At 63.4% G+C, this 25841-nt stretch carries 25 protein-coding genes; 15 read left to right on the top strand and 10 right to left on the bottom strand.

What is annotated here, in order from left to right; translation table 11 throughout:
- The first annotated feature begins 73 nt into the window (after nucleotides 1-73).
- Nucleotides 74-745 carry a ceramidase domain-containing protein gene (locus tag LB519_RS05450; RefSeq protein WP_024504962.1) on the top strand — a complete coding sequence of 224 codons (672 nt, stop codon included), beginning with the start codon at nucleotides 74-76 and terminating at the stop codon, nucleotides 743-745.
- A 79-nt stretch (nucleotides 746-824) separates the two neighbouring features.
- Here LB519_RS05450 and acnA read toward each other — a convergent pair whose 3' ends face one another.
- The gene (acnA, locus tag LB519_RS05445; protein ID WP_224618956.1) at nucleotides 825-3515 is read right to left on the bottom strand and encodes an aconitate hydratase AcnA; all 2691 of its coding nucleotides are present in this window, start codon (nucleotides 3513-3515) and stop codon (nucleotides 825-827) included.
- A 280-nt stretch (nucleotides 3516-3795) separates the two neighbouring features.
- On the opposite strand from acnA, the gene ccmA reads away from it, so the two are divergent.
- The 4 genes from ccmA to LB519_RS05425 all read left to right on the top strand — a co-directional run bounded on the left by ccmA (nucleotide 3796) and on the right by LB519_RS05425 (nucleotide 5976).
- Nucleotides 3796-4419 carry a heme ABC exporter ATP-binding protein CcmA gene (ccmA, locus tag LB519_RS05440; RefSeq protein WP_224618955.1) on the top strand — a complete coding sequence of 208 codons (624 nt, stop codon included), beginning with the start codon at nucleotides 3796-3798 and terminating at the stop codon, nucleotides 4417-4419.
- Nucleotides 4420-4447: 28 nt separating this feature from the next.
- Nucleotides 4448-5113 carry a heme exporter protein CcmB gene (gene ccmB / locus LB519_RS05435; protein ID WP_024504965.1) on the top strand — a complete coding sequence of 222 codons (666 nt, stop codon included), beginning with the start codon at nucleotides 4448-4450 and terminating at the stop codon, nucleotides 5111-5113.
- A gap of 123 nt (nucleotides 5114-5236) precedes the next feature.
- The gene (gene ccmD, locus LB519_RS05430; RefSeq protein WP_224618954.1) at nucleotides 5237-5404 is read left to right on the top strand and encodes a heme exporter protein CcmD; all 168 of its coding nucleotides are present in this window, start codon (nucleotides 5237-5239) and stop codon (nucleotides 5402-5404) included.
- Complete coding sequence (locus tag LB519_RS05425) at nucleotides 5401-5976, top strand: DsbE family thiol:disulfide interchange protein (protein WP_063169543.1); 576 nt, start codon at nucleotides 5401-5403, stop codon at nucleotides 5974-5976. The genes ccmD and LB519_RS05425 overlap by 4 nt, the downstream gene beginning before the upstream one ends.
- A 158-nt stretch (nucleotides 5977-6134) precedes the next feature.
- Here LB519_RS05425 and LB519_RS05420 read toward each other — a convergent pair whose 3' ends face one another.
- On the bottom strand, nucleotides 6135-6302 hold the full coding sequence (locus LB519_RS05420; RefSeq protein WP_013528833.1) for a hypothetical protein: 168 nt from the start codon (nucleotides 6300-6302) through the stop codon (nucleotides 6135-6137).
- Between the two features lie 259 nt (nucleotides 6303-6561).
- Here LB519_RS05420 and LB519_RS05415 point away from each other — a divergent pair, with 259 nt between their 5' ends.
- Entirely contained in the window at nucleotides 6562-7482 is a 921-nt protein-coding gene (locus tag LB519_RS05415; protein ID WP_013528834.1) for an SMP-30/gluconolactonase/LRE family protein, read from the top strand.
- A 76-nt stretch (nucleotides 7483-7558) separates the two neighbouring features.
- On the top strand, nucleotides 7559-7765 hold the full coding sequence (locus LB519_RS05410; RefSeq protein WP_013528835.1) for a tautomerase family protein: 207 nt from the start codon (nucleotides 7559-7561) through the stop codon (nucleotides 7763-7765).
- A 205-nt stretch (nucleotides 7766-7970) separates the two neighbouring features.
- Here the strand turns inward: LB519_RS05410 and LB519_RS05405 are convergent, their stop codons facing one another.
- The 8 genes from LB519_RS05405 to LB519_RS05370 form a co-directional block, all read right to left on the bottom strand.
- Nucleotides 7971-8501 carry an NADPH-dependent FMN reductase gene (locus tag LB519_RS05405; RefSeq protein ID WP_024504967.1) on the bottom strand — a complete coding sequence of 177 codons (531 nt, stop codon included), beginning with the start codon at nucleotides 8499-8501 and terminating at the stop codon, nucleotides 7971-7973.
- Between the two features lie 40 nt (nucleotides 8502-8541).
- Nucleotides 8542-9162, bottom strand: coding sequence for a pyridoxamine 5'-phosphate oxidase family protein (locus LB519_RS05400; RefSeq protein WP_024504968.1), 621 nt, complete (start codon nucleotides 9160-9162; stop codon nucleotides 8542-8544).
- A gap of 25 nt (nucleotides 9163-9187) precedes the next feature.
- Complete coding sequence (locus LB519_RS05395) at nucleotides 9188-9862, bottom strand: septation protein A (RefSeq protein WP_013528838.1); 675 nt, start codon at nucleotides 9860-9862, stop codon at nucleotides 9188-9190.
- Nucleotides 9863-9923: 61 nt separating this feature from the next.
- Nucleotides 9924-11729: a signal recognition particle-docking protein FtsY gene (ftsY, locus tag LB519_RS05390; protein WP_224618953.1), complete on the bottom strand. Its 1806-nt coding sequence runs from the start codon at nucleotides 11727-11729 to the stop codon at nucleotides 9924-9926.
- A gap of 12 nt (nucleotides 11730-11741) precedes the next feature.
- Nucleotides 11742-13055: a tRNA (N(6)-L-threonylcarbamoyladenosine(37)-C(2))-methylthiotransferase MtaB gene (gene mtaB / locus LB519_RS05385; protein WP_127384638.1), complete on the bottom strand. Its 1314-nt coding sequence runs from the start codon at nucleotides 13053-13055 to the stop codon at nucleotides 11742-11744.
- Entirely contained in the window at nucleotides 13055-13939 is an 885-nt protein-coding gene (dapF, locus tag LB519_RS05380) for a diaminopimelate epimerase (RefSeq protein ID WP_224618951.1), read from the bottom strand. Before dapF ends, mtaB begins: the two co-directional genes overlap by 1 nt.
- Before the next feature lie 96 nt (nucleotides 13940-14035).
- Nucleotides 14036-14197, bottom strand: coding sequence for a DUF1328 family protein (locus LB519_RS05375; RefSeq protein ID WP_013528842.1), 162 nt, complete (start codon nucleotides 14195-14197; stop codon nucleotides 14036-14038).
- An 82-nt stretch (nucleotides 14198-14279) separates the two neighbouring features.
- Nucleotides 14280-15299, bottom strand: coding sequence for an MBL fold metallo-hydrolase (locus LB519_RS05370; RefSeq protein ID WP_224618949.1), 1020 nt, complete (start codon nucleotides 15297-15299; stop codon nucleotides 14280-14282).
- A gap of 279 nt (nucleotides 15300-15578) precedes the next feature.
- Here LB519_RS05370 and LB519_RS05365 point away from each other — a divergent pair, with 279 nt between their 5' ends.
- From LB519_RS05365 to odhB, 8 genes are all read left to right on the top strand, one after another.
- Nucleotides 15579-16118, top strand: coding sequence for a protease inhibitor Inh/omp19 family protein (locus LB519_RS05365; RefSeq protein WP_013528844.1), 540 nt, complete (start codon nucleotides 15579-15581; stop codon nucleotides 16116-16118).
- 165 nt (nucleotides 16119-16283) lie between these two features.
- Nucleotides 16284-17483: a cell division protein ZapE gene (gene zapE / locus LB519_RS05360; RefSeq protein WP_224618947.1), complete on the top strand. Its 1200-nt coding sequence runs from the start codon at nucleotides 16284-16286 to the stop codon at nucleotides 17481-17483.
- A gap of 368 nt (nucleotides 17484-17851) precedes the next feature.
- Nucleotides 17852-18820, top strand: coding sequence for a malate dehydrogenase (gene mdh / locus LB519_RS05355; protein ID WP_013528846.1), 969 nt, complete (start codon nucleotides 17852-17854; stop codon nucleotides 18818-18820).
- A gap of 43 nt (nucleotides 18821-18863) precedes the next feature.
- A complete protein-coding gene (sucC, locus tag LB519_RS05350) occupies nucleotides 18864-20057 on the top strand; it encodes an ADP-forming succinate--CoA ligase subunit beta (RefSeq protein ID WP_024504973.1) in 1194 nt (397 codons plus the stop codon).
- Between the two features lie 4 nt (nucleotides 20058-20061).
- A complete protein-coding gene (locus LB519_RS05345; protein ID WP_013528848.1) occupies nucleotides 20062-20433 on the top strand; it encodes a cupin domain-containing protein in 372 nt (123 codons plus the stop codon).
- 41 nt (nucleotides 20434-20474) lie between these two features.
- Complete coding sequence (gene sucD / locus LB519_RS05340; protein ID WP_013528849.1) at nucleotides 20475-21377, top strand: succinate--CoA ligase subunit alpha; 903 nt, start codon at nucleotides 20475-20477, stop codon at nucleotides 21375-21377.
- A 128-nt stretch (nucleotides 21378-21505) separates the two neighbouring features.
- Nucleotides 21506-24493 (top strand): 2-oxoglutarate dehydrogenase E1 component, encoded by a 2988-nt coding sequence (locus LB519_RS05335; RefSeq protein ID WP_027163286.1) that lies wholly within the window; start codon nucleotides 21506-21508, stop codon nucleotides 24491-24493.
- A gap of 66 nt (nucleotides 24494-24559) precedes the next feature.
- A complete protein-coding gene (odhB, locus tag LB519_RS05330; RefSeq protein WP_013528851.1) occupies nucleotides 24560-25834 on the top strand; it encodes a 2-oxoglutarate dehydrogenase complex dihydrolipoyllysine-residue succinyltransferase in 1275 nt (424 codons plus the stop codon).
- Nucleotides 25835-25841: the final 7 nt, after the last annotated feature.

Below are 25841 nucleotides of genomic sequence, written 5' to 3'. Positions count from 1 at the left end.
TGCAGCCGACCGCAACCGCGCAATAGGAAGGATCTGCGCTTCAGGATAGAAACCGATTCGGGCGGCAATCGCGATGTGGCAAACGTTTTTGGCGCCGGTCGACCTCTATTGCGAGCGGACCGGCCCGGAATTCTGGTCCGAACCGGTCAACGCCCTGACCAACTTCGCCTTCATCGCCGCCGGCCTGTGGGGCGTGCGCGAGGTGCGAAGGCTGGGCACCGGCGCCTTCGCCGAGGTGCTGGCCTGGTGGGTGGTGGCGATCGGCATCGGCTCGACGATCTTCCATACTTTTGCCACCAAGGGCACGGTCTGGGCCGACGTGCTGCCGATCGCCGGCTTCACGCTGGCCTACACGCTGTTCAATCTGCGTCGCTTCCTCGGCATGCGATGGGGCAAAGCCATCGCCATCTTCATCGCCTTCTATGTGATTGCCGGGGCGATAACCGTTGCCGTGCCGGACTGGTTGCGCCAGGCGTCGAACGGCACGACGGGCTATCTGCCGCCGTTCCTGGCGCTCGCCTTCTTCGGCGCGCTGGTGGCCGCCAGCGGCAATCGCGCCGGCTGGTACAATCTGGCCGGGTCGGCGATCTTCGTGGTGTCCGTCGTCTGCCGGATGATCGACCCGCTGGTCTGCGGCGGCTTCCCGCTCGGCACGCACTTCCTCTGGCACATCCTCAACGGGCTGATGCTGGGTGTGTTGTTGGCCGCCGCGGCGCGGTTCGGGGCGCCGAAAGTAAGGGAATAGGGGAATAGGGGAATAGGGGAATAGGGGAATAGGGGAATAGGTATTCCCTTCCCTACTCCCTTACTCCCCTACTCCCTTACTAAGCTGCCAGATCGCGCAGCACGTATTGCAGGATGCCGCCGTTCTTGAAGTAGTCGAGCTCATCCAGCGTATCGATGCGGCAGATGATCGGCACGTTCTTCACCGTGCCGTCGCCATAGGTGATTTTGGCGATCATCGTCTGGCGGGGCTTGATGGTGCTCAGTCCGTCGATCTCGACCAGCTCGTCTCCCTTGAGGTTGAGCGATGCCCATGAGGTGCCTTCCTCGAAGACGAAGGGGATAACGCCCATGCCGACCAGGTTCGAGCGATGGATGCGCTCGAAGGACTGGGCGATGACCGCGCGGACACCGAGCAGATTGGTTCCCTTGGCCGCCCAGTCGCGCGACGAGCCGTTGCCGTATTCGATGCCGGCGAAGACGACCAGCGGCACGCCTTCCCTTTTGTACTCCATCGCCGCGTCGTAGATCGATTCCTCTTCCTTCGACGGGTAGTGGATGGTGTAGCCGCCCTCGCGGCCGTTCTCGCCCAGCATGTGGTTGCGGATGCGGATGTTGGCGAAGGTGCCGCGCATCATCACCTCGTGATTGCCGCGCCGTGTGCCGTACTGGTTGAAGTCGGCGACGCCGACGCCGTGGTCGGTGAGGTATTTGCCGGCCGGTGAGGCCGCCTTGATCGAACCCGCCGGCGAGATGTGATCGGTGGTGATCTTGTCGCCGAACAGGCCGAGCACGCGGGCGCCCTTGATGTCGCCGATCTTGCCGAAACCTGATGTCATGCCGGCGAAATAGGGCGGGTTCTGCACATAGGTCGAGTTGTCGTCCCAGGCATAGGTCTGGCCTTCCGGCGCCTTGACGTTCTGCCAGTACTCGTCGCCCTTGAAGACGTCGGCATATTTGCGGGCGAACAGCTCGCGGGTGACGTTCTTCTCGATGAACTCCTGGATTTCGGCCGAGCTCGGCCAGATGTCCTTGAGGTAGACCGGCTCGCCGTTCTTGTCCTCGCCGAGCGGCTCTGTCGTGAGGTCCTTGGTGACAGTTCCGGCCAGCGCATGCGCGACGACCAGCGGCGGCGAGGCCAGATAGTTGGCCTGCACGTCAGGCGAGACACGGCCTTCGAAGTTGCGATTGCCGGACAGGACCGCGGCGGCGATCAGGCCCTTGTCGTTGATGGTTTTGGAGATCGGCGCCGGCAGCGGGCCGGAATTGCCGATACAGGTGGTGCAGCCGAAGCCGACCAGGTTGAAGCCGATCTGGTCGAGCTCCTTCTGCAGGCCGGATTTCTCCAGATATTCGGCGACCACCTGGCTGCCGGGAGCCAGCGAGGTCTTCACCCACGGCTTCTGCTTCAAACCGAGCCGGTTGGCATTGCGGGCCAAAAGACCGGCGCCGATCAGCACGCTCGGGTTCGAGGTGTTGGTGCAGGAGGTGATGGCGGCAATGACGACATCGCCGTGACCGAGATCATGGTCGGTGCCTTCGACGGCATAGCGCTTGGAGATTTCGGCCGCCTTCTTGTATTCGGTCTCCATCGCCTTGGCGAAGCCTTCCGGAATGCCTTCCAGGGCGACGCGGCCTTCAGGCCGCTTGGGGCCGGCCATCGACGGCACGACGGAACCAAGTTCGAGCTCGAGCAGATCAGTGAAGACAGGGTCGGCCGAGCCGGTTTCACGCCACAGGCCCTGGGCCTTGGCGTAGGCCTCGACCAGCGCGATGCGGTCCTCGCTGCGGCCGGACATTGTGAGATAGCGGATGGTTTCCGAGTCGACCGGGAAGAAACCGCAGGTGGCGCCATATTCGGGGGCCATGTTGCCGATGGTGGCGCGGTCGGCCAGCGTCATGTTGGAGAGGCCCGGGCCGAAGAACTCGACGAACTTGCCGACGACCCCCTTCTTGCGCAGCATCTGGGTGACGGTGAGCACGAGGTCGGTGGCGGTGACGCCCTCTTTCAGCTTGCCGGTGAGGCGGAAGCCGATGACTTCCGGCAGCAGCATGGAGACCGGCTGGCCGAGCATGGCCGCCTCGGCCTCGATGCCACCGACGCCCCAGCCGAGCACGCCCAGGCCGTTGATCATGGTGGTGTGCGAATCGGTGCCGACGCAGGTGTCGGGATAGGCTGTGGTTTCGCCGTCCTCGGTGTTGGTCCACACCACCTGGCCGAGATATTCGAGGTTGACCTGATGGCAGATGCCGGTGCCAGGCGGCACGACGCGGAAGTTGCGGAACGCCTGCTGGCCCCATTTCAGGAATTTGTAGCGCTCCTCGTTGCGCTCATATTCCAGCTCGACATTGCGGGCGAAGGCCATCGGCGTGCCGAATTCGTCGACGATGACGGAATGGTCGATGACGAGGTCGACCGGCACCAGCGGATTGATCTTCTGCGGATCGCCGCCGAGCGAAGCCATGGCGTCGCGCATTGCGGCAAGGTCGACCACGGCCGGAACGCCGGTGAAATCCTGCATCAGCACGCGGGCCGGGCGATAGGCGATCTCGACGCCGGCGGTGCCCTTATCGGTCAGCCAGCCGGCCACCGCCTGGATCGATTCCTTGGTGACGGAGCGGCCGTCTTCGTTGCGCAGCAGGTTTTCCAGCAGCACCTTCATCGAATAGGGCAGCTGCGAGATGCCGGTAAGGCCGTTCTTTTCGGCCTCGATGAGATCGAAATAGGCATATTCAGCGCCGCCTGCGGTCAGCGTGCGGCGGCAATTGAAACTGTCGAGGGATTTTGACACGTGCGATCCTTGTCTGTTCAGCCTGAAAGGGAACGGACGCCGATGGCATGCAATCACGCGCAAAGGTGCGGGTACGGCCATTTCCGCTGTCCGTTCCCAAGCAACCCGAGCCGTTCAAGGCGGCGCGTGCGCTGGTTCGGCGCTAATTCTGTTCCCGTGCCGACCGCTGGCACGGATGCACCGCATATAGAGAATTTTCTGGAATAGTTCTAGACAGTTGGAAAGCAATTTTGTGCGATGCGGCAGCGGCCGCGACACATGGTTTCAGGGCAGGCGAGGAATGCGGCTGATCGCCGAAAATCTGGGCGGCGAGCGAGGCGGCGACGCGGTGTTTTCCGGCATCGGCTTTGCCTTGGAGGAGTGTCAGGCGCTTATCGTCACCGGGCCGAACGGATCGGGCAAGTCGACCTTGCTGCGGATCATCGCCGGGCTGCTGCCGGCGGCGGAAGGCAGCGTGAGGATTGAGGGCGTCATGAAGGTTGAAGACGGGGGCGAAGCGTTCCCGTCTGTTGCCTCGGCCTGCCACTATCTCGGCCACCAGAACGCAATGAAGCCGGCGCTCAGCGTGGCGGAGAATTTGCGCTTTTGGCGAGACTTCAATGGCGACGGACAGCTCGGCGTCGAAGAGGCGCTGGAAACGGTCGGGCTCGGCGGCATCGGCCACCTGCCGTTCGGCTATCTATCGACCGGGCAGCGGCGCCGCGCGGCGATCGCCAGGCTTTTGGTCAGCCACCGGCCATTGTGGCTGCTGGACGAGCCGACGGCGGGGCTGGACAAGGCGGCGGTGGCGCGGTTTGCGGGGTTGATGGCGAGGCATTGCGCGGATGGCGGGATGATTGTCGCGGCGACGCATCTGCCGCTCGGGATCGAGGGGATGGAGTTGAGGATGGGGGAAGCCGGTTGATGGTGTCTGGGCGAAAGCATCTCAAACCATGCTAGCGCTCTTCCTGCGCGACATCCGCCTCAACATCCGTGCCGGCGGCGGAGCGCTGACCGGGGTCATCTTCTTCCTCGCCGTCATCGTCACCATCCCGTTCGGGGTCGGGCCGGACCTGAAGCTGCTGGCCCGCATCGGACCGGCCATCCTGTGGATCGGCGCGCTGTTGTCCTGCCTGCTCGGGCTCGACCGGTTGTTCCAGGCCGATCGCGAGGACGGTTCGCTCGATCTCCTGGTGCTCGGCAACGATCGCCACATGCTGGCCTTGACGGTGCTGGTGAAATGCCTGGCGCATTGGGCGGGCAGCGTGCTGCCGCTGGTCATTGCGGCTCCCCTGCTCGGCCTGTTCATGAACATGGAGCCGCTCGGCATCGGCGCCACGGCGCTGACGCTGCTGGTCGGCACGCCGGCCATCACGTTCATCGGCGCCGCCGGTGCGGCGGTGGCGGTGGCGCTGCCGCGTGGCGGGCTGCTGATCTCGGTGCTGGTGCTGCCACTGACCATCCCGGTGCTGATCTTCGGCGTTTCGGCAAGCTATGGGGCGACCGCCAATCCCGACCCGTTTCTGCAGCCCTTCCTCATTCTTGCCGCGCTGACCCTGTTTCTTGGCGTGCTGGGTCCGGTCTCGGCGGCGCTGGCGCTGCGCCATGGCACGGATTGACGCAGCGTATGACTGCGGCTCGGCGACCGATTGCGAAGCCGACGGAGCGAGGCTAAGGAAAAGCATGTCTAGACTGGGCGACATGATCGGCTTGGAAGGCCCCACCACAGCGGGGCCTGCCGCATGAGTGCGCATGCACTCTACGTGACCACCGCCTATGGCATCACTGCCGTGGTGCTCGCCGGATTGATCGGCTGGATCCTGCTCGACCAGCGGGCGCGCAAGCGTGAGCTTGCCGAACTGGAGGCGTCCGGCGTGAGGCGTCGCTCCGACAAGGTCGCCAAGCCATGAGCACCGAAACGGAAACGCCGCCGCCCAGTCGTCGCCTGTTCGTGCTTCTGCCGCTGCTGATCTTCCTCGGCCTGGCCGGACTGTTCCTGTCGCAGCTGCTGTCGGGGCGCGATGCTTCGGAAGTGCCGTCGGCCCTGATCGGCCTGCCTGCGCCGCAAACCAGCCTGCCGGCGCTGGAGGGCTCAAACCTGCCGGGGCTCGATTCGAAAACCTTCGCCGGCAAGGTCACATTGGTCAACGTCTTCGCGTCGTGGTGCGCGCCATGCCGCGAAGAGCACCCGGTGCTTCTGGCGTTGTCGCAGGATAAGCGTTTCACCATGGCAGCGCTGAACTACAAGGACCGGCCCGAAAACGCACGCCGGTTCCTCGGCGATCTCGGCAATCCGTTCCAGGCGATAGGGGTCGACGAAGCGGGCCGCGCGGCGATCGACTGGGGCGTCTACGGCGTGCCGGAAACCTTCGTCATCGGCAAGGACGGCAAGATCGCCTACAAACATGTCGGCCCGCTGACGCCCGAGACGGTGCAGGCGTTGCTGTTGCCGCAGATCGACAAGGCACTGGCGGCGCATTGATATTCAGGTGATGCCGGCCTGCAAACAGCGGCTTCCTGCGCTTCCGGTGCTCGCGTACCAAAAGTACGCTCCGCTCCGGTTCTCGGAAACCACAGTTTTCGACTCGGCCTGACCTGAATCTCAACGCACCTTGGCGGCGCGTCTTATCGGGCTTGAGATCAGCCGTAGATCTGCTTGTGGATCTGGTAGAGCATTTCCGAGCGGTCGGCGCGCATGTCGGCCAGATCGCGGCTGGAAAAGCTGTCGATTTCGGCGACAAGGCGGTTGTAGTGCTTGCGCTTGGCAATGCTGTTGCGAGCGCGGGTCATGAGACTGTCGAGGATCATAGCAAGGTTCCTTTTTGGCGCCGCATTTCGGCGGCGGTTTCTTCCTCCCTTGATCGATACGAAGCATGACATAGTAATGGTGCATTGCAAAAAGAAGATGTTGCAATGCACCATTGCGCTGGACGCATAGCCGGTTAATGCGGCGCTAACGCCATGCGCAGAGCCGGCAAGCGATCTTTTGTGGGACACTGTGCGTACCCACATTGCCTTCTGTCCCTCCGGCTGGCTTGATCCCTGTCATTGATGCCGGGAGGAAAGCATGGCGGCCGCAGACTATTACGAAATTCTCGATCCGCGCTTCGCGCGCCTGTTCAACGGCAACGCGCAGGTCGAGAAGCTGTTCACCGGATGCCAATGGGCGGAGGGGCCGGCCTGGTTCGCCGCCGGCCGCTATGTCGTCTGGTCCGACATCCCCAACAATCGCATGCTGCGTTATGACGAGACCGACGGCAATGTCAGCGTCTTCCGGCAGCCGTCCGGCAACTCGAACGGCAACACCGTCGACCGGCAGGGCCGGCTGATCACCTGCGAGCATTCGGGCCGCCGCGTCAGCCGCACCGAGTTCGACGGCTCGGTCACCACGATCGCGGCCAAATGGAAAGGCAAGCGGCTGAATTCGCCCAACGACGCGGTGGTGAAATCCGACGGTTCCATCTGGTTCACCGATCCAAGCTACGGCATCGATACGGATTATGAGGGCGACAGGGCTGAGAGCGAAATCGGCGCCTGCCACGTCTACCGGGTCGATCCCGGCACCGGCGAGGTCGAAGCCGTCATCACCGACATGGTCAGGCCCAACGGCCTCGCCTTCTCGCTGGACGAGAGCAAGCTTTATGTCGTCGATACCGGCCGCACGCATGGCGCGCAGAATCCGGCGCATATGCGGGTGTTCAATGTCGGCAAGGGCGGCAAGAAAGTCTCCGGCGAAAAAGTCTTCGCCGACTGCACCGCCGGCCTGTTCGACGGCTTCAGGCTCGACGAGGACGGCCGCATCTGGACCAGTGCCGCCGATGGCATCCATTGCTACGATCCGGACGGCACGCTGATCGGCAAGGTCAAGGTGCCGGAAGTCACCGCCAATTGCGTGTTCGGCGGCAACAAGCTGAATTGCCTCTACATCGCCGGCACCACGTCGCTCTACATGGTGCGGCTGATGGTCAACGGCGCCAAGACATACTGAGAGTTGAACACTGGCGACCGTTCGACGGTTTCATCGAAGCGGGTCGTGAGCACGAACATCCCCGGGAGGACAAGAAATGCCATTCGTCAACATCCGCATCGTCAAGGAAGTGATCGCCGCCGATCCGGCGGGCAAGAAGGCGGATATCGCCAAGAAGGTCACCGCGGCCATCATGGACGCCACCGGGCTGAGCAACGACGATGTCTGGGTAGTTTTTGAAGAGGTCAACGCCCGCGATTGGTACGTGGGGAAGACCGATGTGGAGACGCTGCGAAAGGGGTAGTGCGCGATCTTTCCTTCTCCCCTTGTGGGAGGTGGATCGGCGCGCAGCGCCGAGACGGTTGAGGGGTGGGTGACGGATTGCCGTCGGTGCCAAGCTGGAACACCCTCATCCGACCTCGCTTCGCGAGGCCACCACCCTGGGGCGAGCCACGGGTCTCGCCCCGTCCTTCAGACCCCAGAAGGGGAGAAGGAAGAGAGGCCGCCGCTCAACGCGAGCGGATAAACTCCGCGAAGGCATTCAGTGCATCATGCATCGCCTGCCGGTTCGCCGGCGCCGCCAGGATGCCCGCCACCTCCGGCGGCTTCCTGCCGAGCAGGGCGATCTCCAGCACATCGTCGTAAAGCGCGAACGACATGGTGCGCATGATCTCGGCCAATGCGGCGCGGGCGAACAGCGAGCGCGGCGAGGCGTGTACCAGCATGGCGGGCTTGGCGACGGCGGCATCGCGCGAGACCAGCCAGTCGAGCGCGTTCTTCAGCCCGCCCGGCACGCCATGGGCATATTCCGGACAGGAGACGATCAGGCCGTCGGCTCGACTGACGGCATCGATCAGCTTGGAGGCTTCGAGCGGCGTCCGCTCGCCTTCATCGTCGGGATTGAAGATCGGCAAACGGCCAAGCCCGTCATGGACGGTGACGCGGCAGCCGGACGGCGCTTCGCGCGCCAGTGCGGCGATCAGCGCCGAATTTGTGGAGGCCGCGCGCAGGCTGCCGGAAATGGCAAGGATGTTCAGCAAGGTATGGAATCGGTCCAGACGCGAATCGCGTCCGCAAAAACTACCACATCGTCTTCTTGTATTCCTCGTCGAGCCAGCGGTCGGTCGCCTCGGCGGAATCGGCAACCGCCAGCTGATCGCGCATGATCTGGCCGAGCGTCGGCAGCGTCGCGCGGTCGTACCAGGTTTCCGGCTTCCACAAATCCGAGCGCATGAAGGCTTTTGCGCAGTGCATGTAGGCCGCCTTGACGCTGACTACGACAACGCTTTGCGGCTCCCTGCCGTCGACGGCGAGCCGTTCGCGCAAATTTGCGTCGACGGTGATGCGGGCATCGCCGTTGACGCGCAGCGTCTCGTTCATGCCGGGGATGAGGAAGAGCAGCCCGACCGAGGGATTGACGAGGATGTTTTCCAGCGTGTCGAGCCGGTTGTTGCCGGGCCGGTCGGGAATGGCGATGGTGGTGTCGTCCAGAACGGTGGCAAAGCCCGGTTTGTCGCCCTTCGGCGTCACGTCGGCATTGCCGGCACCGTCGGACGAGCCAATCAGCACGAATGGGCTCTTGCCGATGAAGGAGCGGCAATGGCCGTCAAGTTTTTTCAGCTCCTTTCGGATAGAACCGTCGGTCGGTCGTGGCGTCTTGTAGATCGTCCTCAACTGGTCGCGCGTGGTGACGAATTCCATGGCCCTTTCCCCTTATTTGCAGGCTCTATTTCCCGGCCTTCTCTTCTTTGCCGGTCTTGTCGTCCAGCGAATGGCGCAGGATCAGCGGCATCTGGCTGAAGGTGAACAGAAGCGTGATCGGCATGATGCCCCAGACTTTGAAAGTAACCCAGGCGTCGGTGGAAAAATTGCGCCACACCACCTCATTGACGATGGCCAGGAACAGGAAGAACAGGCCCCAGCGGAAGGTCAGCTTGCGCCAGCCTTCAGCGTCGAGGCTGAAGGCTGAATCGAAGACATAGCCAAGCAGCGATTTGCCGAAGTACAGGCCGCCGAGCAGCACCCCGCCGAACAGCGTGTTGACGATGGTCGGCTTCATCTTGATGAAGATGTCGTCCTGCAGATAGAGCGTCAGCGCGCCGAAAATGAAGACGACGACGCCCGACACCATCGGCATGATCGGCAAGGTGCGGGTGAGCAGCCACGAGGCGATCAGCGCGATTGCCGTGGCGGCCATGAACAGGCCGGTGGCGACGAAGATCGGCCCGCCGAACTCGGCCAGAACAGGGAATTTCTGCACCAGCCATCCGCTGCGCGCATTGGCGAAGAAGAACACCATCAACGGACCCAGCTCCAGCACCAGCTTGAGCAGCGGATTGACGCCTTCCTTCTTCTGCTTCTGCGGGTCCGACGGATCGCGTTCGAGAATGGGTGGGTTCATGGAATCTCTTTCTTGCGCATGATCTGATCCAAAAAGTCTGCACCTTTTTGGGACATGCTTGTTAAGCTACTCCAGCGATCGCCCTGGCGAATTCGCTTGCTGAGAAAGGTTCGAGGTCGTCGACCTGTTCGCCGACGCCGATGAAATAGACCGGCAATTTGTGCTTTGCCGCGATCGCCACCAGAATACCGCCGCGCGCCGTGCCGTCCAGCTTGGTCATCACCAGGCCGTTGACGCCGGCGACATTGCGGAAGATCTCGACCTGGTTGAGCGCGTTCTGGCCGGTGGTGGCGTCGACCGTCTGCAGCACGGTGTGCGGCGCTTCCGGATCGAGCTTGCCGAGCACGCGAACGATCTTTTCGAGCTCGGCCATCAGTTCGGTCTTGTTCTGCAGACGGCCGGCGGTGTCGATGATCAGCACGTCGGAGCCGGCCTCTTTCGCCCGCTCGAATGCATCATAGGCAAGGCCGGCGGCATCGGCGCCGAGCTTGGAGGCGATGACCGGCGATTTCGTCCGCTCGCCCCAGATCTTCAGCTGCTCGATGGCTGCCGCGCGGAACGTGTCGCCGGCGGCGAGCATGACCGACAGGCCGCCATCGGTCAGCTTGGCGGCGAGCTTGCCGATGGTGGTGGTCTTGCCGGTGCCGTTGACGCCAACCACCAGGATGACATGCGGCTTGTGCGAGAGGTCGAGCTCCAGCGGCATGGCGACATGGGTCAGCACTTTTTCCACCTCGGCCGCCATGATGGCGCGGACCTCGGTGTCGGAAACGTCCTTGCCGTAGCGGCTGGCGGCCAGCGCGTCGGTAACGCGCAAGGCGGTCTCCATGCCGAGATCGGCGCGGATCAGCACATCCTCCAGGTCCTGCAAAGTCTCTTCGTCCAGCTTGCGCTTGGTGAAGACGCCGGCAATGTTGCCGGTCAGTTCCTTGGACGAGCGGGCAAGCCCGTCCTTCATGCGCTGGAACCAGGAGCGCCTCGGTGCCGGCTCCGGCGCCTTTTGCGGCTCGGCCTTCTGCTCGACCTTCTTGGTGACGGTCACCTTGCCGGGGGCGGCTTTCGGCTCCGGCGCGGGTGGTGGAAGAGGCTGCGGCTCGGGCGCAATTTCCGCAATGACCGGCTGCGATTCGATCGGCGCAGGCTGGCGAATGGGAGGTGCGATTTCGGCGACGGGTGCTTCGGGCGTCGGCGCTGAAACTTCTTCCTTCTCCCCGTCGCTATACGGGGAGAAGGTGCCGGCAGGCGGATGAGGAGCGGCGCCGGCCTCTGAAGACGGCTGAAGAGGGGACGGCGCCGGTGTGGGCACCTCGATCGGGGCTGGTGTTTCTGCCGGAACCTCGGCCGGCGTCGGCACTTCGACTGGTGCCGGCTCCGGCCGCTTTTCCGGGCGTGACGGGACGATCTCCGGTTCGGCCGGCGCCGGCGCTGGGACTTCTTGCGGCTGCCGTTCGGGCGTGGGTTCGGGAGTCGCAGGGGTGAGCGGAACTTCCTCGGGCGCCGGCGGCTCTGGAGTCTCTGGCGCGGGCGCCGGTTCTTCTTTCGGCGCGGGCTCCGGCAGAGGTTCCGGCTCGGAGGGAACAGTCGGCTCCGGTGCTGGCGGGATGGTCGGCTCCGGCGCGGGCACCGGTTCCTCGACAGGCGCCGGTTCCGGCGCAGGAATTACCTCCGGCTCGACCGTCGGCGTCGTTTCTGCCTCGGGCCGCGGCTCGTCGCGCTTCAAGAACTCCGGGACGACCTGTTCGGCCGCCGGCTTCAGCGCATCGAGTGCTTCCCATTTGATCGGCGGTAGCGGGGCGGTCTCGTCGATCCGTTCCTCGACCACCTCTTTCTTGCCGAACGAAAATATCTTCTTGAAAAAACCAGCCATGCTTTGCGTTTCTCAGGCGGCGCGGGCGGCAAGCGGCGCCGCGATCAGCCTGGTACCATCGTGGCCCGATATATCGGCCTCGACGATCTCACCCGGTGCGCCCGTGCCGAGTGCGGCAAGCGTAAAACCCTCGGTGCGGCCAAGGCCGTCTCGCTCGATCAGGATCGACTGACGCGTACCGGTGAGCAACGACAGATGCCTGACATAGGCAACTTCACCGGCGGCGCGCAGCCGGGCGGCGCGCTGCTTGACCACCTCGCGGCGGAGCTGCGGCATGCGCGCGGCAGGCGTGCCTTCGCGTGGGCTGAAGGGGAAGACGTGGAGATGGGTCAGGCCACACTCCTCGACAATTTTCTCCGAGTTCTCGAACATTTCGTCGGTCTCGGTCGGGAAGCCGGCGATGATGTCGGCGCCAAAGACGATACCGGGGCGCAGCTTGCGCACATCCTCGCAGAAGCGGATCGACTGATCGCGCAGATGCCTTCGCTTCATGCGCTTCAGGATCATGTCGTCGCCCGACTGCAGCGACAGATGCAGATGCGGCATCAACCGGGGCTCGGTGGCGATGGCGTCGAGCAAATCGTCGTCGGCCTCGATCGAATCGATCGACGACAGCCGCAGGCGCTTCACATCGGGCACCTGTTTCAGGATGGTCTTCACCAGTTTGCCGAGCTTCGGCGCGCCCGGCAGGTCGGCGCCGAATGAAGTCATGTCGACGCCGGTCAGAACGATCTCGGCATAGCCGTTGCCGGCGAGCCGCTTGACCTGCTCGACCACGGCGCCCATCGGCACCGAGCGCGAATTGCCGCGGCCGTAGGGAATGATGCAGAAGGTGCAGCGGTGGTCGCAGCCGTTCTGCACCTGGACGAAGGCGCGTGCGCGGCCCTCGATGGCGTCGACCATGTGACCCGCGGTCTCGCGCACGGAAAAAATGTCGTTGACGCGCGCCTTCTCCGTGTCGTTGACGCCGAAATCCGGCAGCGCGCGGTAGGAATTCGCGTTCAGCTTCTCTTCATTGCCAAGCACGAGATCGACCTCGTCCATGGCGGCGAATTTTTCAGGCTCGGTCTGCGCAGCGCAGCCGGTGACGATGATGCGGGCTCGCGGGTTGTCGCGGCGCGCCTTGCGGATCGCCTGCTTGGCCTGGCGCACGGCTTCGCCTGTCACGGCGCAGGTGTTGAAGATCACGGCGCCACCTTCCAACGCGCCGAGGCCCGCACTTTCAGCCTCGCGCCGCATCACCTGCGATTCATAGGTGTTGAGCCGGCAGCCGAAGGTGACGACATCGATCCCCGGGGACACCGGGCTCTTGGGCAGAGCGGACATCAGGCCGCGCTTTCAGTGTCGCGGGCCCATGTCCCGATCGACGGGTCGAAGTTGCCGGAAAATTCCCATTCGGCGGCGCCCGTCAGGACCACGTGGTCATCGTCGCGCCATTCGACATGCAGCGTGCCGCCGCCTGGCGTCAACAGACTGACGCTGCGGCCGGTCCGGTTGGTGCGGGCCGCGGCCACCACGGCCGCGCAGGAGGCCGAGCCGCAGGCCTTGGTCAGGCCGGCGCCGCGTTCCCAGGTGCGGATGATCATGGTTTCGGGCGAAGTAACCTGAGCGATGGTTATGTTGGCGCGCTCGGGGAACATCGGGTGGTTCTCGAGCAGCGGACCGAAGCGGTCGAGCTCGTAGGACCAGACGTCGTTGTCGACCCAGAAGATCGCGTGCGGGTTGCCCATCGAAACGACCGAGGGTGAATGCAGCACGGGGGCGTCGATCGGGCCGATCTGCAGCTCGATCATGCGGGTGTCGCGGAATTCCTCGGCCAGCGGGATATCCTGCCAGCCGAAGCGCGGCGTGCCCATGTCGACCGAGATCGAACCGTCGGCGTGTTCGCGCGCATTGAGGATGCCCGCCACGGTCTCGAAGGTGAAGATCTTCTGGTCGGTCTCGGCGGCGAGCGCCTGGACGACGCAGCGCATGCCATTGCCGCAGGCCTGCGCACCGGTTCCATCGGAATTCAGGATGTCGATGAAAAAGGCGGTGCCAGGCGTCCTGGCGTCATGGATCGCCATGATCTGGTCGAAGCTGGTCGCGGCATCGGCGTTCAGCGCAATCGCCGCCGCCGCCGTCACCCGATCGGCACGGCCACGCATATCGGCAACGATGATCTCGTTGCCGATGCCGTTCATCTTGGCGAAAGGGGCAGTGCTGGCCATTGCTCCGAAAAATTCCGTGTCCGTTTGGCGCTATATGGCGGAAACGGGCAGGAATTACCAGTGCGCAGCCGCTTGGTCTCGGCGAAAGCGCCGGACTTACGTGACGGCGAAAATGCCCAGCACCACCAGCAGGAAGATGATCAGAACGATGCCGATAAGGATGCGCGCACCCGTGGCCGCGGCACCTGCCAGTGCCGGCATGCCGAGCAAGCTCGCCGCCGCGGCGACGATCAGGAGAATGATAATCCATTTGAGCATGACAATGCCTCGCAAACCGGCAAATATTTCAACCACATGAAAACGCGGTTGCAGCGCTGGGGTTCCGTCGAACCGATGCGGATCAGGGCGCTATGTGCTCCGGCACATCCCAGACCTCGCCCGGCCGCAAGGCGCGAAAGCGCTCGCGTGGGATGCCTCGATCGTCAAGCGCCTCGGTCAATTTGCGCGCCGGCTCGTCGATCGGCTCGTCGGTGAGCTGGAAGGTGCCCCAGTGACAGCCGGCGGCATGGGCGGCGTTGCACAGCGTCATGCCCTGCACGGCTTCCCAGGGATTCTGGTGCTGCGGCGCCATGAACCAGCGCGGCTCATAGGCGCCGATCGGCAGGATGGCGAAGCGGAAACCGCCATGTTTCTCGGCCATCAGCCGGTAGTTGATGCCATCGTGGAAGCCGGTATCGCCGGCGAAATAGAGCTTGCCGTCAGGCGTTTCGACGACAAAGCCGGCCCAGAGCGCCATGCGCCGGTCTCGGGCGCCACGCGCCGACCAGTGATGCACCGGCTCGACATGGACGGCGGCGCCATTGCCGATCTCGACGCTGTCGCCCCAGTCATGCGCCGACAGTCGCATGCCGGGCACGGCGGCTTCGATGATGGCGTCGTTGCCGAGCGGAGTGAGCACCAGCGGGTCGTGGCCGGCCTTCAGCCGCTTCAACGTGGCGAGGTCGAGATGGTCATAGTGGTTGTGGCTGACCAGCACGAGGTCGATCGGCGGCAGGTCGGCAAAGGCGATGCCTGGCGCATTGATGCGTTTTGGTCCGGCGAAGGAAAGCGGCGAGGCGCGCAACGACCATACCGGATCGGTAAGGATGTTCAGACCGGCCGTCTGGACCAGCAAGGTGGAATGACCAACCATGGTCACTTCCAGCGCGGCGCCCTCGACCCGAGCCGTCGGTTTCGCCTGCGGAAAGGGGCTTGCATCGCTCGCCGGCCATTTCGAGCGCTGGCCATTCAACTGCCATTTCAGCAGGTCGGCGAAACGGCCGGGTGGCTGGCCGTCGGGATTGAAGAACAATGCGCCGTCGAAATGGTCGCTGGGCGGGCCGCTATAATAGCGATTGGCGGCTGTCTTTCTCGCGGCCAATTTTGCGGCTCCGGCAGGTGTTTCGTTTTCCAGACATAGGCGCTAAGGCGGCTCGCGCAAGCGTCCAACCGTCGAATGTCGGCGCTGCACTGCTTTGACCGGATCCCCAGGCGACGCGCGACAAGCGGTCAGCCGCCGCGATTGCGATAAATTTGCAACAATTCTTGCTGCAAACTGTATTTTAACCATATCGGGTTGAAATTTCGCCACCTTCTCCATCTTGGTGGGGGTGAGATTGTGCGGACGGCTTCCCCCCAGCCGGATCCGACGGAGGTTGGAATGACTTTTTCGAAAACCGGTCTGGTGGCCGTATCGCTGGCGGCGCTCGTTGCGAGCGGCTGTTCGACCTCGCGTTTCTCCTCGATGGATGACCAGCAGCCGGCACCGCTGGAGGCCGCGCCCGCCGGCAAGGTGACGGCGAACCAACTGCCGCCGCCGGCATCGCCCGGCACCACCGACCCGTCTCAATTCCCGACCGCTCCTGCGAACACGCAGGTCGCCGCGCTGCCTTCGGATGGTTCGGCGCCGGCCGGCGCTTCGGACGTGACTGCCGCCAGCGTCGCCGGTGTCTGGAACGCCAGCGTTGCGGGCCAGAGCTGCAAGGTGGCGACACCGCAGACCAAATTCGGCGCCGGCTTCCGCGCCGGACCGCTGCATTGCCCGGCGCCGATGGACGGCGTCAAGTCGTGGAACGTCGCCGGCAAGCAGCTGACGCTCTATGACGAGAGTGGCGGTGCGCTGGCGCGGCTCTATTCCTCGGGCGGCTCGAAATTCGACGGCCAGACTTCCAACGGCCAGCCGATTTCGCTTACAAGGTAGGCTAATGCATGTCGCCCAAAAGTGGCCGCGGTTTTGGGAAAACAAAGATCTAAAGCGGGTCGTCTGAATCCGTTCAGACACGACCGCTTTAGTCCTCCGAATGCATGTCGCGCAGAAGTGACCCGGTTTCGGGACAGCGACATGCATAAACAAATGACGTGACCGATGCATCTGCGTGACGGCCTCCAGACCCATGCGACCGTCAGGCAGCGCTACGAGCATCTGGTGGAAACCGGTACGATCGACCGCGATCCGGCGCAGGAACGGATCGTTGCGGCGCTCGACCTGCTGACCGATGAGATTTCGGCCAAGCGGCTGGCGCATAAGTCGAGCGCGCTGGGCTGGCTGTTCGCCCGCAAGCGCGAGACGCATGAGGCCGTCAAAGGCCTTTACATCCATGGCGGCGTCGGTCGCGGCAAGACCATGCTGATGGACATGTTCTTCGAGTTGCTGCCGGTGCGGCGCAAGCGCCGCGTCCACTTCAACGACTTCATGGCGGACGTGCAGGACCGTATCCAGAAGCACCGGCAGGCGCGCAAGAATGGCGACGTCAAGGAGGACGACCCGATCCCGCCGGTGGCCAAGGCCCTTGCCGAGCAAGCCTGGGTGCTGTGCTTCGACGAGTTCTCGGTCACCGACATCGCCGACGCGATGATCCTGTCCAGGTTGTTTTCGGCGCTGTTTGCCAGCGGTGTGGTGCTGGTCGCCACCTCGAATGTGGCGCCGGAAAACCTCTACAGCGACGGGCTGAACCGTCAGCTTTTCCTGCCCTTCATCGGCATACTGGAGCGGCACACACAGGTGCTGGCGCTCGATGCCGACAAGGACTACCGGCTGGAAAAGCTCGCCCGGACACCGGTCTATGTCACGCCAGCCGATGCGGCGGCGGACCAGCTACTCGACGAGGCCTGGCAAGCCATGACGCGCAACGCGCCGACCGCCGAGACATCGATTGCCCTCAAAGGGCGGCAGGTGATCGTGCCGCGTGCGGCAGGCGATGCGGCGCGGTTCTCCTTCGCCGATCTCTGCGAAAAGCCGCTTGGCGCGCGCGATTTCCTGGCGATCGCCGGGCGCTTCTCAACCATTTTCATCGACCACGTCCCGGTGCTCGGCGAAGGCAAGCGCAACGAGGCCAAACGCTTCATCCTTCTGATCGACACGCTCTACGACCATCATGTGCGGCTGGTGGTGAGCGCCGAAGCCCCGCCGCAAGCGCTTTATGCAGCCAAGCGCGGCGTGGAGGTCTTCGAGTTCGAGCGCACCGCATCGCGGCTGATCGAGATGCAAAGCCGCGACTGGCTGGAGAATTGGGCGGAGCGGCAGAAAGGGAAGCCGGCGCCAGAGGCACAGCAGGCGCAGGCCTGAATTTCCAGGGAATGCGTCGGTAGCGATCCTTTGCCCCCTCTGTCATGCCAATGTCTACAACTCGAACCTCCTCGGCCACCCGCATCACAAGGGCGTCATTACCCGCATTCAGCCTTACGATTTCCATCTTCGTCGGTTATTTCCTCCCAAGTCGGCTTACAAACTTTGACGTTTACGTAAGTCCCATATGATCTAACCGATTGAAAACACTGACGCCGAAATAATCGTTTGAATTTTTTCCGTGCCGGGGCTATTGGGTGCGGCGAAAATTCGCGGTCCCCCGCAGCATTCCGGCCTCTTCTTCGACGCCGCCATCAAGTCACCAGAGATTTGAGACGTCGTCACCGACAAAGGGAAAACATCCTCACATGGCACGCAACAAGATAGCGCTTATCGGCTCTGGCATGATCGGCGGCACGCTCGCTCACATGATCGGCCTCAAGGACCTCGGCGACGTGGTGCTGTTCGATATTGCCGAAGGTATCCCGCAGGGCAAGGGGCTCGATATCGCGCAGTCGTCGCCTGTCGATGGCTTCGACTCCAGGCTCACCGGCATCAACGACTATGCCGGCATCGAAGGCGCCGACGTCTGCATCGTCACCGCCGGCGTGCCGCGCAAGCCCGGCATGAGCCGCGACGACCTTTTGGGCATCAACCTCAAGGTCATGGAGCAGGTCGGCGCCGGGCTGAAGAAGTATGCGCCGAAGGCTTTCGTCATCTGCATCACAAACCCGCTCGACGCCATGGTCTGGGCGCTGCAGAAATTCTCAGGCCTGCCCAACAGCCACGTCGTCGGCATGGCCGGCGTGCTCGACAGCGCGCGCTTCCGCTATTTCCTGGCCGAGGAATTCAAGGTCTCGGTCGAGGACGTCACCGCCTTCGTGCTCGGCGGCCACGGCGATTCCATGGTGCCGATGATCCGCTACTCGACGGTATCGGGCATTCCGCTGCCCGACCTCATCAAGATGGGCTGGACCTCGAAGGAGAAGCTCGACCAGATCGTGCAGCGCACCCGCGACGGCGGCGCCGAGATCGTCGGCCTGCTCAAGACCGGCTCGGCCTATTACGCGCCGGCCGCTTCGGCGATCTCGATGGCCGAAGCCTATCTCAAGGACAAGAAGCGCGTGCTGCCCTGCGCGGCGTATCTCTCCGGCCAGTATGGCGTCAAGAATACCTATGTCGGCGTTCCCGTGGTGATCGGCGCCGGCGGCGTCGAGCGCATCATCGAGATCGAGCTCAACAAGAGCGAGCAGAAGATGTTCGACTCCTCCGTGGCGACGGTGCAGGGCCTAACCGAGGCCTGCGTCAAGATCGCGCCGCAACTCGCCTCCAAATGAATCTCCAGTAAGTGAACCCCCAGTCGATCCGGAGACCATACAGATGAACATCCATGAGTATCAGGGCAAGGCACTGCTGAAGTCGTTCGGCGCGCCGGTGGCCGAAGGCGTGCCGGTGTTCAAGGCGAGCGAAGCGGAAGCCGCCGCCAAGGCGCTGCCGGGCCCGCTCTATGTGGTGAAGAGCCAGATCCATGCCGGCGGCCGCGGCAAGGGCAAATTCACCGAGCTCGGCCCGGACGCCAAGGGCGGCGTGCGGCTGGCGAAATCGGTGGCCGATGTCGTCGCCAACGCCAACGAGATGCTGGGCAACACTCTGGTGACCAAGCAGACCGGCCCGGCCGGCAAGCAGGTCAACCGCCTCTATATCGAAGACGGCGCCGACATCGAACGCGAGCTCTATCTGTCGATCCTGGTCGACCGTTCGGTCGGCCGCATTGCCTTCGTCGTCTCGACCGAGGGCGGCATGGACATCGAGGCGGTCGCCCATGACACGCCGGAAAAGATCATCACCGTCGCCATCGACCCGGAAAAAGGTGTCACTTCAGCCGACCTGAAGGCGCTCAACGGCGCGCTCAAGCTCGACGGCGATGCGGCCAAGGACGGCGATACGCTGTTCCCGATCCTCTACAAGGCCTTCGTCGAGAAGGACATGAGCCTGCTCGAGGTCAATCCGCTGATCGTCATGAAGAACGGCCGGCTGCGCGTGCTCGACGCAAAAGTGTCGTTCGACAACAACGCGCTGTTCCGTCACCCCGACGTGCTCGAACTGCGCGACACCACCGAAGAGGACGAGAAGGAAATCGAGGCGTCGAAATACGACCTCGCCTATGTCGCGCTCGACGGCAATATCGGCTGCATGGTCAACGGCGCCGGCCTTGCCATGGCGACGATGGACATCATCAAGCTCTATGGCGCCGAACCCGCCAACTTCCTCGATGTCGGCGGCGGTGCGTCCAAGGAAAAAGTGACGGCGGCGTTCAAGATCATCACCAGGGATCCGGCGGTCAAGGGCATCCTGATCAACATCTTCGGCGGCATCATGAAGTGCGACATCATTGCCGAGGGCGTCATTGCCGCGGTCAAGGAAGTCGGCCTGGAAGTGCCGCTGGTGGTGCGCCTGGAAGGCACCAATGCCGAGCTCGGCAAGAAGATCATCAACGACAGCGGCCTGAACGTGGTGTCGGCCGACGATCTCGACGACGCGGCCAAGAAGATCGTGGCGGCAGTGAAGGGCTGATCTGGTGCCTCCGCATAAGATAAACCTGGTCGAGGCTGCGGATCAAAAGATCAAGAAGGTCTTCGATCCGCATATCGCCGGCGACGTCAACGACAGCCAGGCGAAGGTCGCCAAGTTCGGCGAGGTCTTCGACTGGCACGCGCATGACAACGAGGACGAAGCCTTCCTCGTGCTGCGTGGGCGTATCGCCATCGATTTCCGCGACGGCCCGGTCGAACTCGGCGAGGGCGATTTCATCGTCGTGCCGCGCGGCGTCGAACACCGGCCGCGCTCGCTCACCGTTGAGCCCGTGGTGCTGATGTTCGAGCCGGCAACGACGCTCAACACCGGCAACGCCAAGAGCGACCTCACTGTCGCCGACTTGAAGCGGCTCTGACCATGTTTCCCTCGATCAACGGTTTTTAGAAAAGGGCTCCCATGTCCATCCTCGTCGACAAGAATACCAAGGTGCTGGTGCAGGGCCTGACCGGCAAGACCGGCACGTTCCACACCGAGCAGGCGCTGGCCTATCACGGCACGAAAATGGTTGGCGGAATCCATCCCAAGAAGGGTGGCGAGACGTGGACCGGCGCGAAGGGCGAGAGCCTGCCGATCTTCGCCACCGTCGCCGAAGGCAAGGAAAAGACCGGCGCCAATGCGTCCGTCGTCTATGTGCCGCCGGCAGGCGCCGCCGAAGCCATCCTCGAGGCGATCGAGGCCGAGATCCCGCTGATCATCTGCATCACCGAAGGCATACCGGTGATGGACATGATCAGGGTCAAGGCCAGGCTCGACCGTTCGACCTCGCGGCTGATCGGCCCGAACTGCCCGGGCGTGCTGACACCCAACGAATGCAAGATCGGCATCATGCCCGGCAACATCTTCCGCAAGGGCTCGGTCGGCGTTGTTTCGCGGTCGGGAACGCTTACCTATGAGGCAGTGTTCCAGACCACCAATGTCGGCCTCGGCCAGACCACCGCCGTCGGCATTGGCGGCGACCCCGTCAAAGGCACCGAGTTCATCGACATGCTGGAGATGTTCCTCGCCGACGAGGAGACCAAGTCGATCATCATGATCGGCGAGATCGGCGGTTCGGCCGAGGAAGACGCCGCGCAGTTCCTCAAGGACGAAGCCAAGCGTGGCCGCAAGAAGCCGATGGCCGGCTTCATCGCCGGGCGCACGGCGCCGGCCGGCCGCACCATGGGCCACGCCGGCGCGGTCATCTCCGGCGGCAAGGGCGGCGCCGAAGACAAGATCGCGGCAATGGAATCGGCCGGAATAAAAGTTTCGCCGTCGCCGGCAAGGCTGGGCACGACCTTGGTCGAAGCGATCAAAGGGTAAGGGAATAGGGGAGTAAGGGAGTAGGGCAGTAGGGAAAATAGCAGCGGCAAAAAGCCCTACTCCCCTATTCCCTTATTTCCCTACTCCCCTCCAAAAACAGGAGACGGAGCCGGGCTCCGCGGACAAAAATGGCAAGACAAGATCAGGCCAACGACCAATTTTCTCTCACCTCTTTCCTCTATGGCGGCAATGCCGACTATATCGATGCGCTCTATGCCGCCTATGAGGACGATCCAGCCTCGGTCAATCCCGAATGGCAGGAGTTCTTCGCCGGGCTGAAAGACGATTCCGGCGATGTGCGCAGGAACGCCAAGGGCGCCTCCTGGGCCAAGCCCTCCTGGCCGCTGCAGGCCAATGGCGAACTGGTGTCGGCGCTCGACGGCAATTGGGGCATCGTCGAGAAGACGATCGAAAAGAAGGTCAAGGACAAGGCGGTCACCAATGGCGTCGTCCTCTCCGATGCCGACGTGCACCAGGCGACGCGCGATTCGGTGCGCGCCATCATGATGATCCGCGCCTACCGCATGCGCGGCCATCTGCACGCCAATCTCGATCCGCTCGGCATCGCCAAGCCGCTCGAGGACTACAACGAGCTGTCGCCGGAAAACTACGGCTTCACCGAAGCCGATTACGACCGGCCGATCTTCCTCGACAATGTGCTGGGGCTTGAATTCGGCAGCATCCGGCAGATGCTGGAAATCCTGACCCGCACCTATTGCTCCACGCTCGGCGTCGAGTTCATGCATATTTCCGACCCTGAGGAAAAGGCCTGGATCCAGGCGCGCATCGAGGGTGCCGACAAGGAGATCACCTTCACCGCCGCCGGCAAGAAGGCGATCCTGCAGAAGCTGGTCGAGGCTGAAGGCTTCGAGCAGTTCATCGACGTCAAGTACAAGGGCACCAAGCGCTTCGGCCTCGATGGCAGTGAGGCGCTGATCCCGGCGCTGGAGCAGATCGTCAAGCGCGGCGGCCAGCTCGGTATGAAGGAAATCGTGCTCGGCATGGCGCATCGCGGCCGGCTGAACGTGCTCTCCCAGGTGATGGCCAAGCCGCACCGCGCCATCTTCCATGAGTTCAAGGGCGGCTCTGCGGCACCCGATGAGGTCGAAGGCTCGGGCGACGTCAAGTACCATCTAGGCGCCTCGTCGGACCGCGAATTCGACGGCAACAAGGTGCATCTGTCCTTGACCGCCAACCCCTCGCATCTGGAAATCGTCGATCCGGTGGTGATGGGCAAGGCGCGCGCCAAGCAGGATTATCTGTTCGGCCGCAGCCGCGAGGAAATCGTGCCGCTGGAAGAGCGCGCCAAGGTGCTGCCGCTCTTGCTGCATGGCGATGCCGCCTTCGCCGGTCAGGGCGTGATCGCCGAGATCCTCGGCCTGTCCGGCCTGCGCGGCCACCGCGTCGCCGGCACGCTGCATTTCATCATCAACAACCAGATTGGTTTCACCACCAACCCGCGCTTTTCGCGCTCCTCGCCCTATCCGTCCGACGTCGCCAAGATGATCGAAGCACCGATCTTCCACGTCAATGGCGACGACCCGGAAGCCGTGGTGCACGCCACCAAGGTGGCGATCGAGTTTCGCATGAAGTTCTTCAAGCCTGTTGTGGTCGATATGTTCTGCTATCGCCGCTTCGGCCACAATGAGGGCGACGAACCGGCCTTCACCCAGCCGATCATGTACCGCAACATCCGCAACCACAAGACGACGGTGCAGATCTATGGCGACCGGCTGATCGCCGAGGGTCACCTCACCCAGGCCGAGCTCGACCAGTTGAAGGCCGACTGGCGGGCGCATCTGGAATCCGAATGGGAAGTCGGCCAGCATTACAAGCCCAACAAGGCTGACTGGCTCGACGGCGCCTGGTCGGGCCTGCGCACCGCCGACAACCAGGACGAACAGCGGCGCGGCAAGACCGCCGTGCCGGTCAAGACACTGAAGGAAATCGGCAGGAAGCTGACCGAGGTGCCGAAGGACTTCGAGGCGCACAAGACGATCATCCGTTTCCTCGAAAACCGCCGCCAGGCGATCGAGTCCGGCGAAGGCATCGACTGGTCGACGGCCGAGGCGCTGGCCTTCGGCGCCATCCTGCTCGACGGCAATCCGATCCGCCTGTCGGGGCAGGATTCCGAACGCGGCACCTTCTCGCAGCGCCATTCCGTGCTCTACGACCAGCGCGACGAGACCCGCTACATCCCGCTCAACAATCTGTCGGCCGCACAGGCCGGTTACGAAGTCATCAACTCGATGCTGTCGGAAGAGGCGGTGCTGGGCTTCGAATACGGCTACAGCCTGGCCGAGCCCAAGGCGCTGACCTTGTGGGAAGCGCAGTTCGGCGACTTCGCCAACGGCGCCCAGGTGGTGTTCGACCAGTTCATCTCGTCAGGCGAACGCAAGTGGCTCAGAATGTCGGGCCTCGTCTGCCTGTTGCCGCATGGCTATGAAGGCCAGGGTCCGGAACATTCCTCGGCCCGGCTCGAACGCTTCCTGCAGCTTTGCGCCGAAGACAACATGCAAGTCGCCAACTGCACCACGCCGGCCAACTACTTCCACATATTGCGCCGGCAGCTGAAGCGCGACTTCCGCAAGCCGCTGATTCTGATGACGCCGAAGTCGCTGCTGCGCCACAAGCGGGCGGTGTCGACGCTGCCGGAAATTTCAGGCGAAAGCTCGTTCCACCGGTTGCTGTGGGACGATGCGCAGCTGCTTTCCGGACAAGCGATCAAGCTGGTCAAGGATTCCAAGATCCGCCGCGTCGTGCTGTGTTCGGGCAAGGTCTATTACGACCTCTATGAGGAGCGCGAGAAGCGCGGCATCAACGACATCTATCTGCTGCGCGTCGAGCAGCTTTACCCGTTCCCGGCCAAGGCGCTGATCACCGAACTGTCGCGCTTCCGCAATGCCGAGATGGTGTGGTGCCAGGAGGAGCCCAAGAACATGGGCGCCTGGTCGTTCATCGACCCGTATCTGGAATGGGTGCTGGCGCATATCGACGCCAAGCATCAGCGGGTGCGCTACACCGGCCGTCCGGCCGCCGCCTCGCCGGCGACCGGACTGATGTCGAAGCATCTCGCCCAGCTCGCCGCCTTGCTCGAAGACGCGCTTGGTGAATGAAGACGCGCTTGGTGAATAGAGAAGATCTGGGCGAACAACAGAACCGAAAGAAAACGGACAGGCACAATGGCTACCGAAATCCGCGTTCCCACTCTCGGCGAATCCGTCACTGAAGCGACCGTCGGCAAATGGTTCAAGAAGGTTGGCGATACAATCGCCGCCGATGAACCGCTGGTCGAGCTCGAGACCGACAAGGTGACGGTGGAGGTGCCTGCCGCCGCCGCCGGCACGCTGGGTGAGATCACCGTCAAGGAAGGCGAGACGGTCGGTGTCGGCGCGCTGCTGGGGTCGATTTCGGCAGGCGGCGCGGCTCCCGCCACGAAGCCGCAAGCGGTGTCGCAGGCCTCGTCGCCGGATGCGGCATCGACCGGCAAGCAGGCCGCGGCCGAGACCGCCAAGATCGCCGGCGATGCCGGCCCGGTCGAGCCGCGCACCATGCCACCGGCACCGGCCGCGGCGAAACTGATCGCCGAAAGCAATCTCTCGGTCGACCAGATCTCCGGTTCGGGAAAGCGCGGCCAGGTGCTGAAAGGTGACGTGCTCGACGCCATCTCCAAGGGCGCGCCGTCGCAGCCGGCCGAGACGCCGAAAGCAGCACCGGCACCGGTTGCCGTGCGGGCGCCGTCCTCGGGCGACGATGCATCGCGCGAGGAGCGCGTGCGCATGACCAAATTGCGCCAGACCATCGCGCGCCGCCTCAAGGAAGCGCAGTCGACCGCAGCCATGCTGACCACCTTCAACGAGGTCGACATGTCAGCGGTGATGGCGCTGCGCACCAAATACAAGGATGTGTTCGAGAAGAAGCACGGCGTGAAGCTCGGCTTCATGGGCTTCTTCACCAAGGCCGTCACGCACGCGTTGAAGGAAATCCCCTCGGTCAATGCCGAGATCGACGGCACCGATATCATCTTCAAGAACTATGCCCATATCGGCGTCGCCGTCGGCACTGAAAAGGGCCTCGTCGTGCCGGTGGTGCGCGATGCCGACCAGATGTCGATCGCCGAGATCGAGAAGGACATCGGCCGGCTGGGTATCGCCGCGCGCGACGGCAAGCTGTCGGTCGCCGACATGCAGGGCGGCACGTTTACGATTTCGAACGGCGGCGTTTACGGGTCGCTGATGTCGACCCCGATCCTCAACGCGCCGCAGTCGGGCATTCTCGGCATGCACAAGATCCAGGACCGGCCTGTCGTGGTCGGCGGCCAGATCGTCATCCGGCCGATGATGTACCTGGCGCTCAGCTACGATCACCGCATCGTCGACGGCAAGGAAGCGGTGACGTTCCTGGTGCGCGTCAAGGAAAGCTTGGAGGATCCGGAACGGCTGGTGCTTGATCTCTGAGGTCTGG

The organism is Mesorhizobium sp. AD1-1, from assembly GCF_020164655.1.
Lineage (GTDB): Bacteria > Pseudomonadota > Alphaproteobacteria > Rhizobiales > Rhizobiaceae > Mesorhizobium > Mesorhizobium ciceri.
Note: the sequence above shows the minus strand (reverse complement) of the source record. Positions and strands in the feature narration are given on the sequence as shown.

Coding starts and splice junctions, on each gene's coding strand:
- LB519_RS05450 (WP_024504962.1), top strand. CDS start 74: ATGTGGCAAACGTTTTTGGCGCCGGTCGACCTCTATTGCGAGCGGACC.
- ccmA (WP_224618955.1), top strand. CDS start 3,796: ATGCGGCTGATCGCCGAAAATCTGGGCGGCGAGCGAGGCGGCGACGCG.
- ccmB (WP_024504965.1), top strand. CDS start 4,448: ATGCTAGCGCTCTTCCTGCGCGACATCCGCCTCAACATCCGTGCCGGC.
- ccmD (WP_224618954.1), top strand. CDS start 5,237: ATGAGTGCGCATGCACTCTACGTGACCACCGCCTATGGCATCACTGCC.
- LB519_RS05425 (WP_063169543.1), top strand. CDS start 5,401: ATGAGCACCGAAACGGAAACGCCGCCGCCCAGTCGTCGCCTGTTCGTG.
- LB519_RS05420 (WP_013528833.1), bottom strand. CDS start 6,302: ATGATCCTCGACAGTCTCATGACCCGCGCTCGCAACAGCATTGCCAAG.
- LB519_RS05415 (WP_013528834.1), top strand. CDS start 6,562: ATGGCGGCCGCAGACTATTACGAAATTCTCGATCCGCGCTTCGCGCGC.
- LB519_RS05410 (WP_013528835.1), top strand. CDS start 7,559: ATGCCATTCGTCAACATCCGCATCGTCAAGGAAGTGATCGCCGCCGAT.
- LB519_RS05400 (WP_024504968.1), bottom strand. CDS start 9,162: ATGGAATTCGTCACCACGCGCGACCAGTTGAGGACGATCTACAAGACG.
- LB519_RS05395 (WP_013528838.1), bottom strand. CDS start 9,862: ATGAACCCACCCATTCTCGAACGCGATCCGTCGGACCCGCAGAAGCAG.
- ftsY (WP_224618953.1), bottom strand. CDS start 11,729: ATGGCTGGTTTTTTCAAGAAGATATTTTCGTTCGGCAAGAAAGAGGTG.
- mtaB (WP_127384638.1), bottom strand. CDS start 13,055: ATGTCCGCTCTGCCCAAGAGCCCGGTGTCCCCGGGGATCGATGTCGTC.
- dapF (WP_224618951.1), bottom strand. CDS start 13,939: ATGGCCAGCACTGCCCCTTTCGCCAAGATGAACGGCATCGGCAACGAG.
- LB519_RS05375 (WP_013528842.1), bottom strand. CDS start 14,197: ATGCTCAAATGGATTATCATTCTCCTGATCGTCGCCGCGGCGGCGAGC.
- LB519_RS05365 (WP_013528844.1), top strand. CDS start 15,579: ATGACTTTTTCGAAAACCGGTCTGGTGGCCGTATCGCTGGCGGCGCTC.
- zapE (WP_224618947.1), top strand. CDS start 16,284: ATGCATCTGCGTGACGGCCTCCAGACCCATGCGACCGTCAGGCAGCGC.
- mdh (WP_013528846.1), top strand. CDS start 17,852: ATGGCACGCAACAAGATAGCGCTTATCGGCTCTGGCATGATCGGCGGC.
- sucC (WP_024504973.1), top strand. CDS start 18,864: ATGAACATCCATGAGTATCAGGGCAAGGCACTGCTGAAGTCGTTCGGC.
- sucD (WP_013528849.1), top strand. CDS start 20,475: ATGTCCATCCTCGTCGACAAGAATACCAAGGTGCTGGTGCAGGGCCTG.
- LB519_RS05335 (WP_027163286.1), top strand. CDS start 21,506: ATGGCAAGACAAGATCAGGCCAACGACCAATTTTCTCTCACCTCTTTC.
- odhB (WP_013528851.1), top strand. CDS start 24,560: ATGGCTACCGAAATCCGCGTTCCCACTCTCGGCGAATCCGTCACTGAA.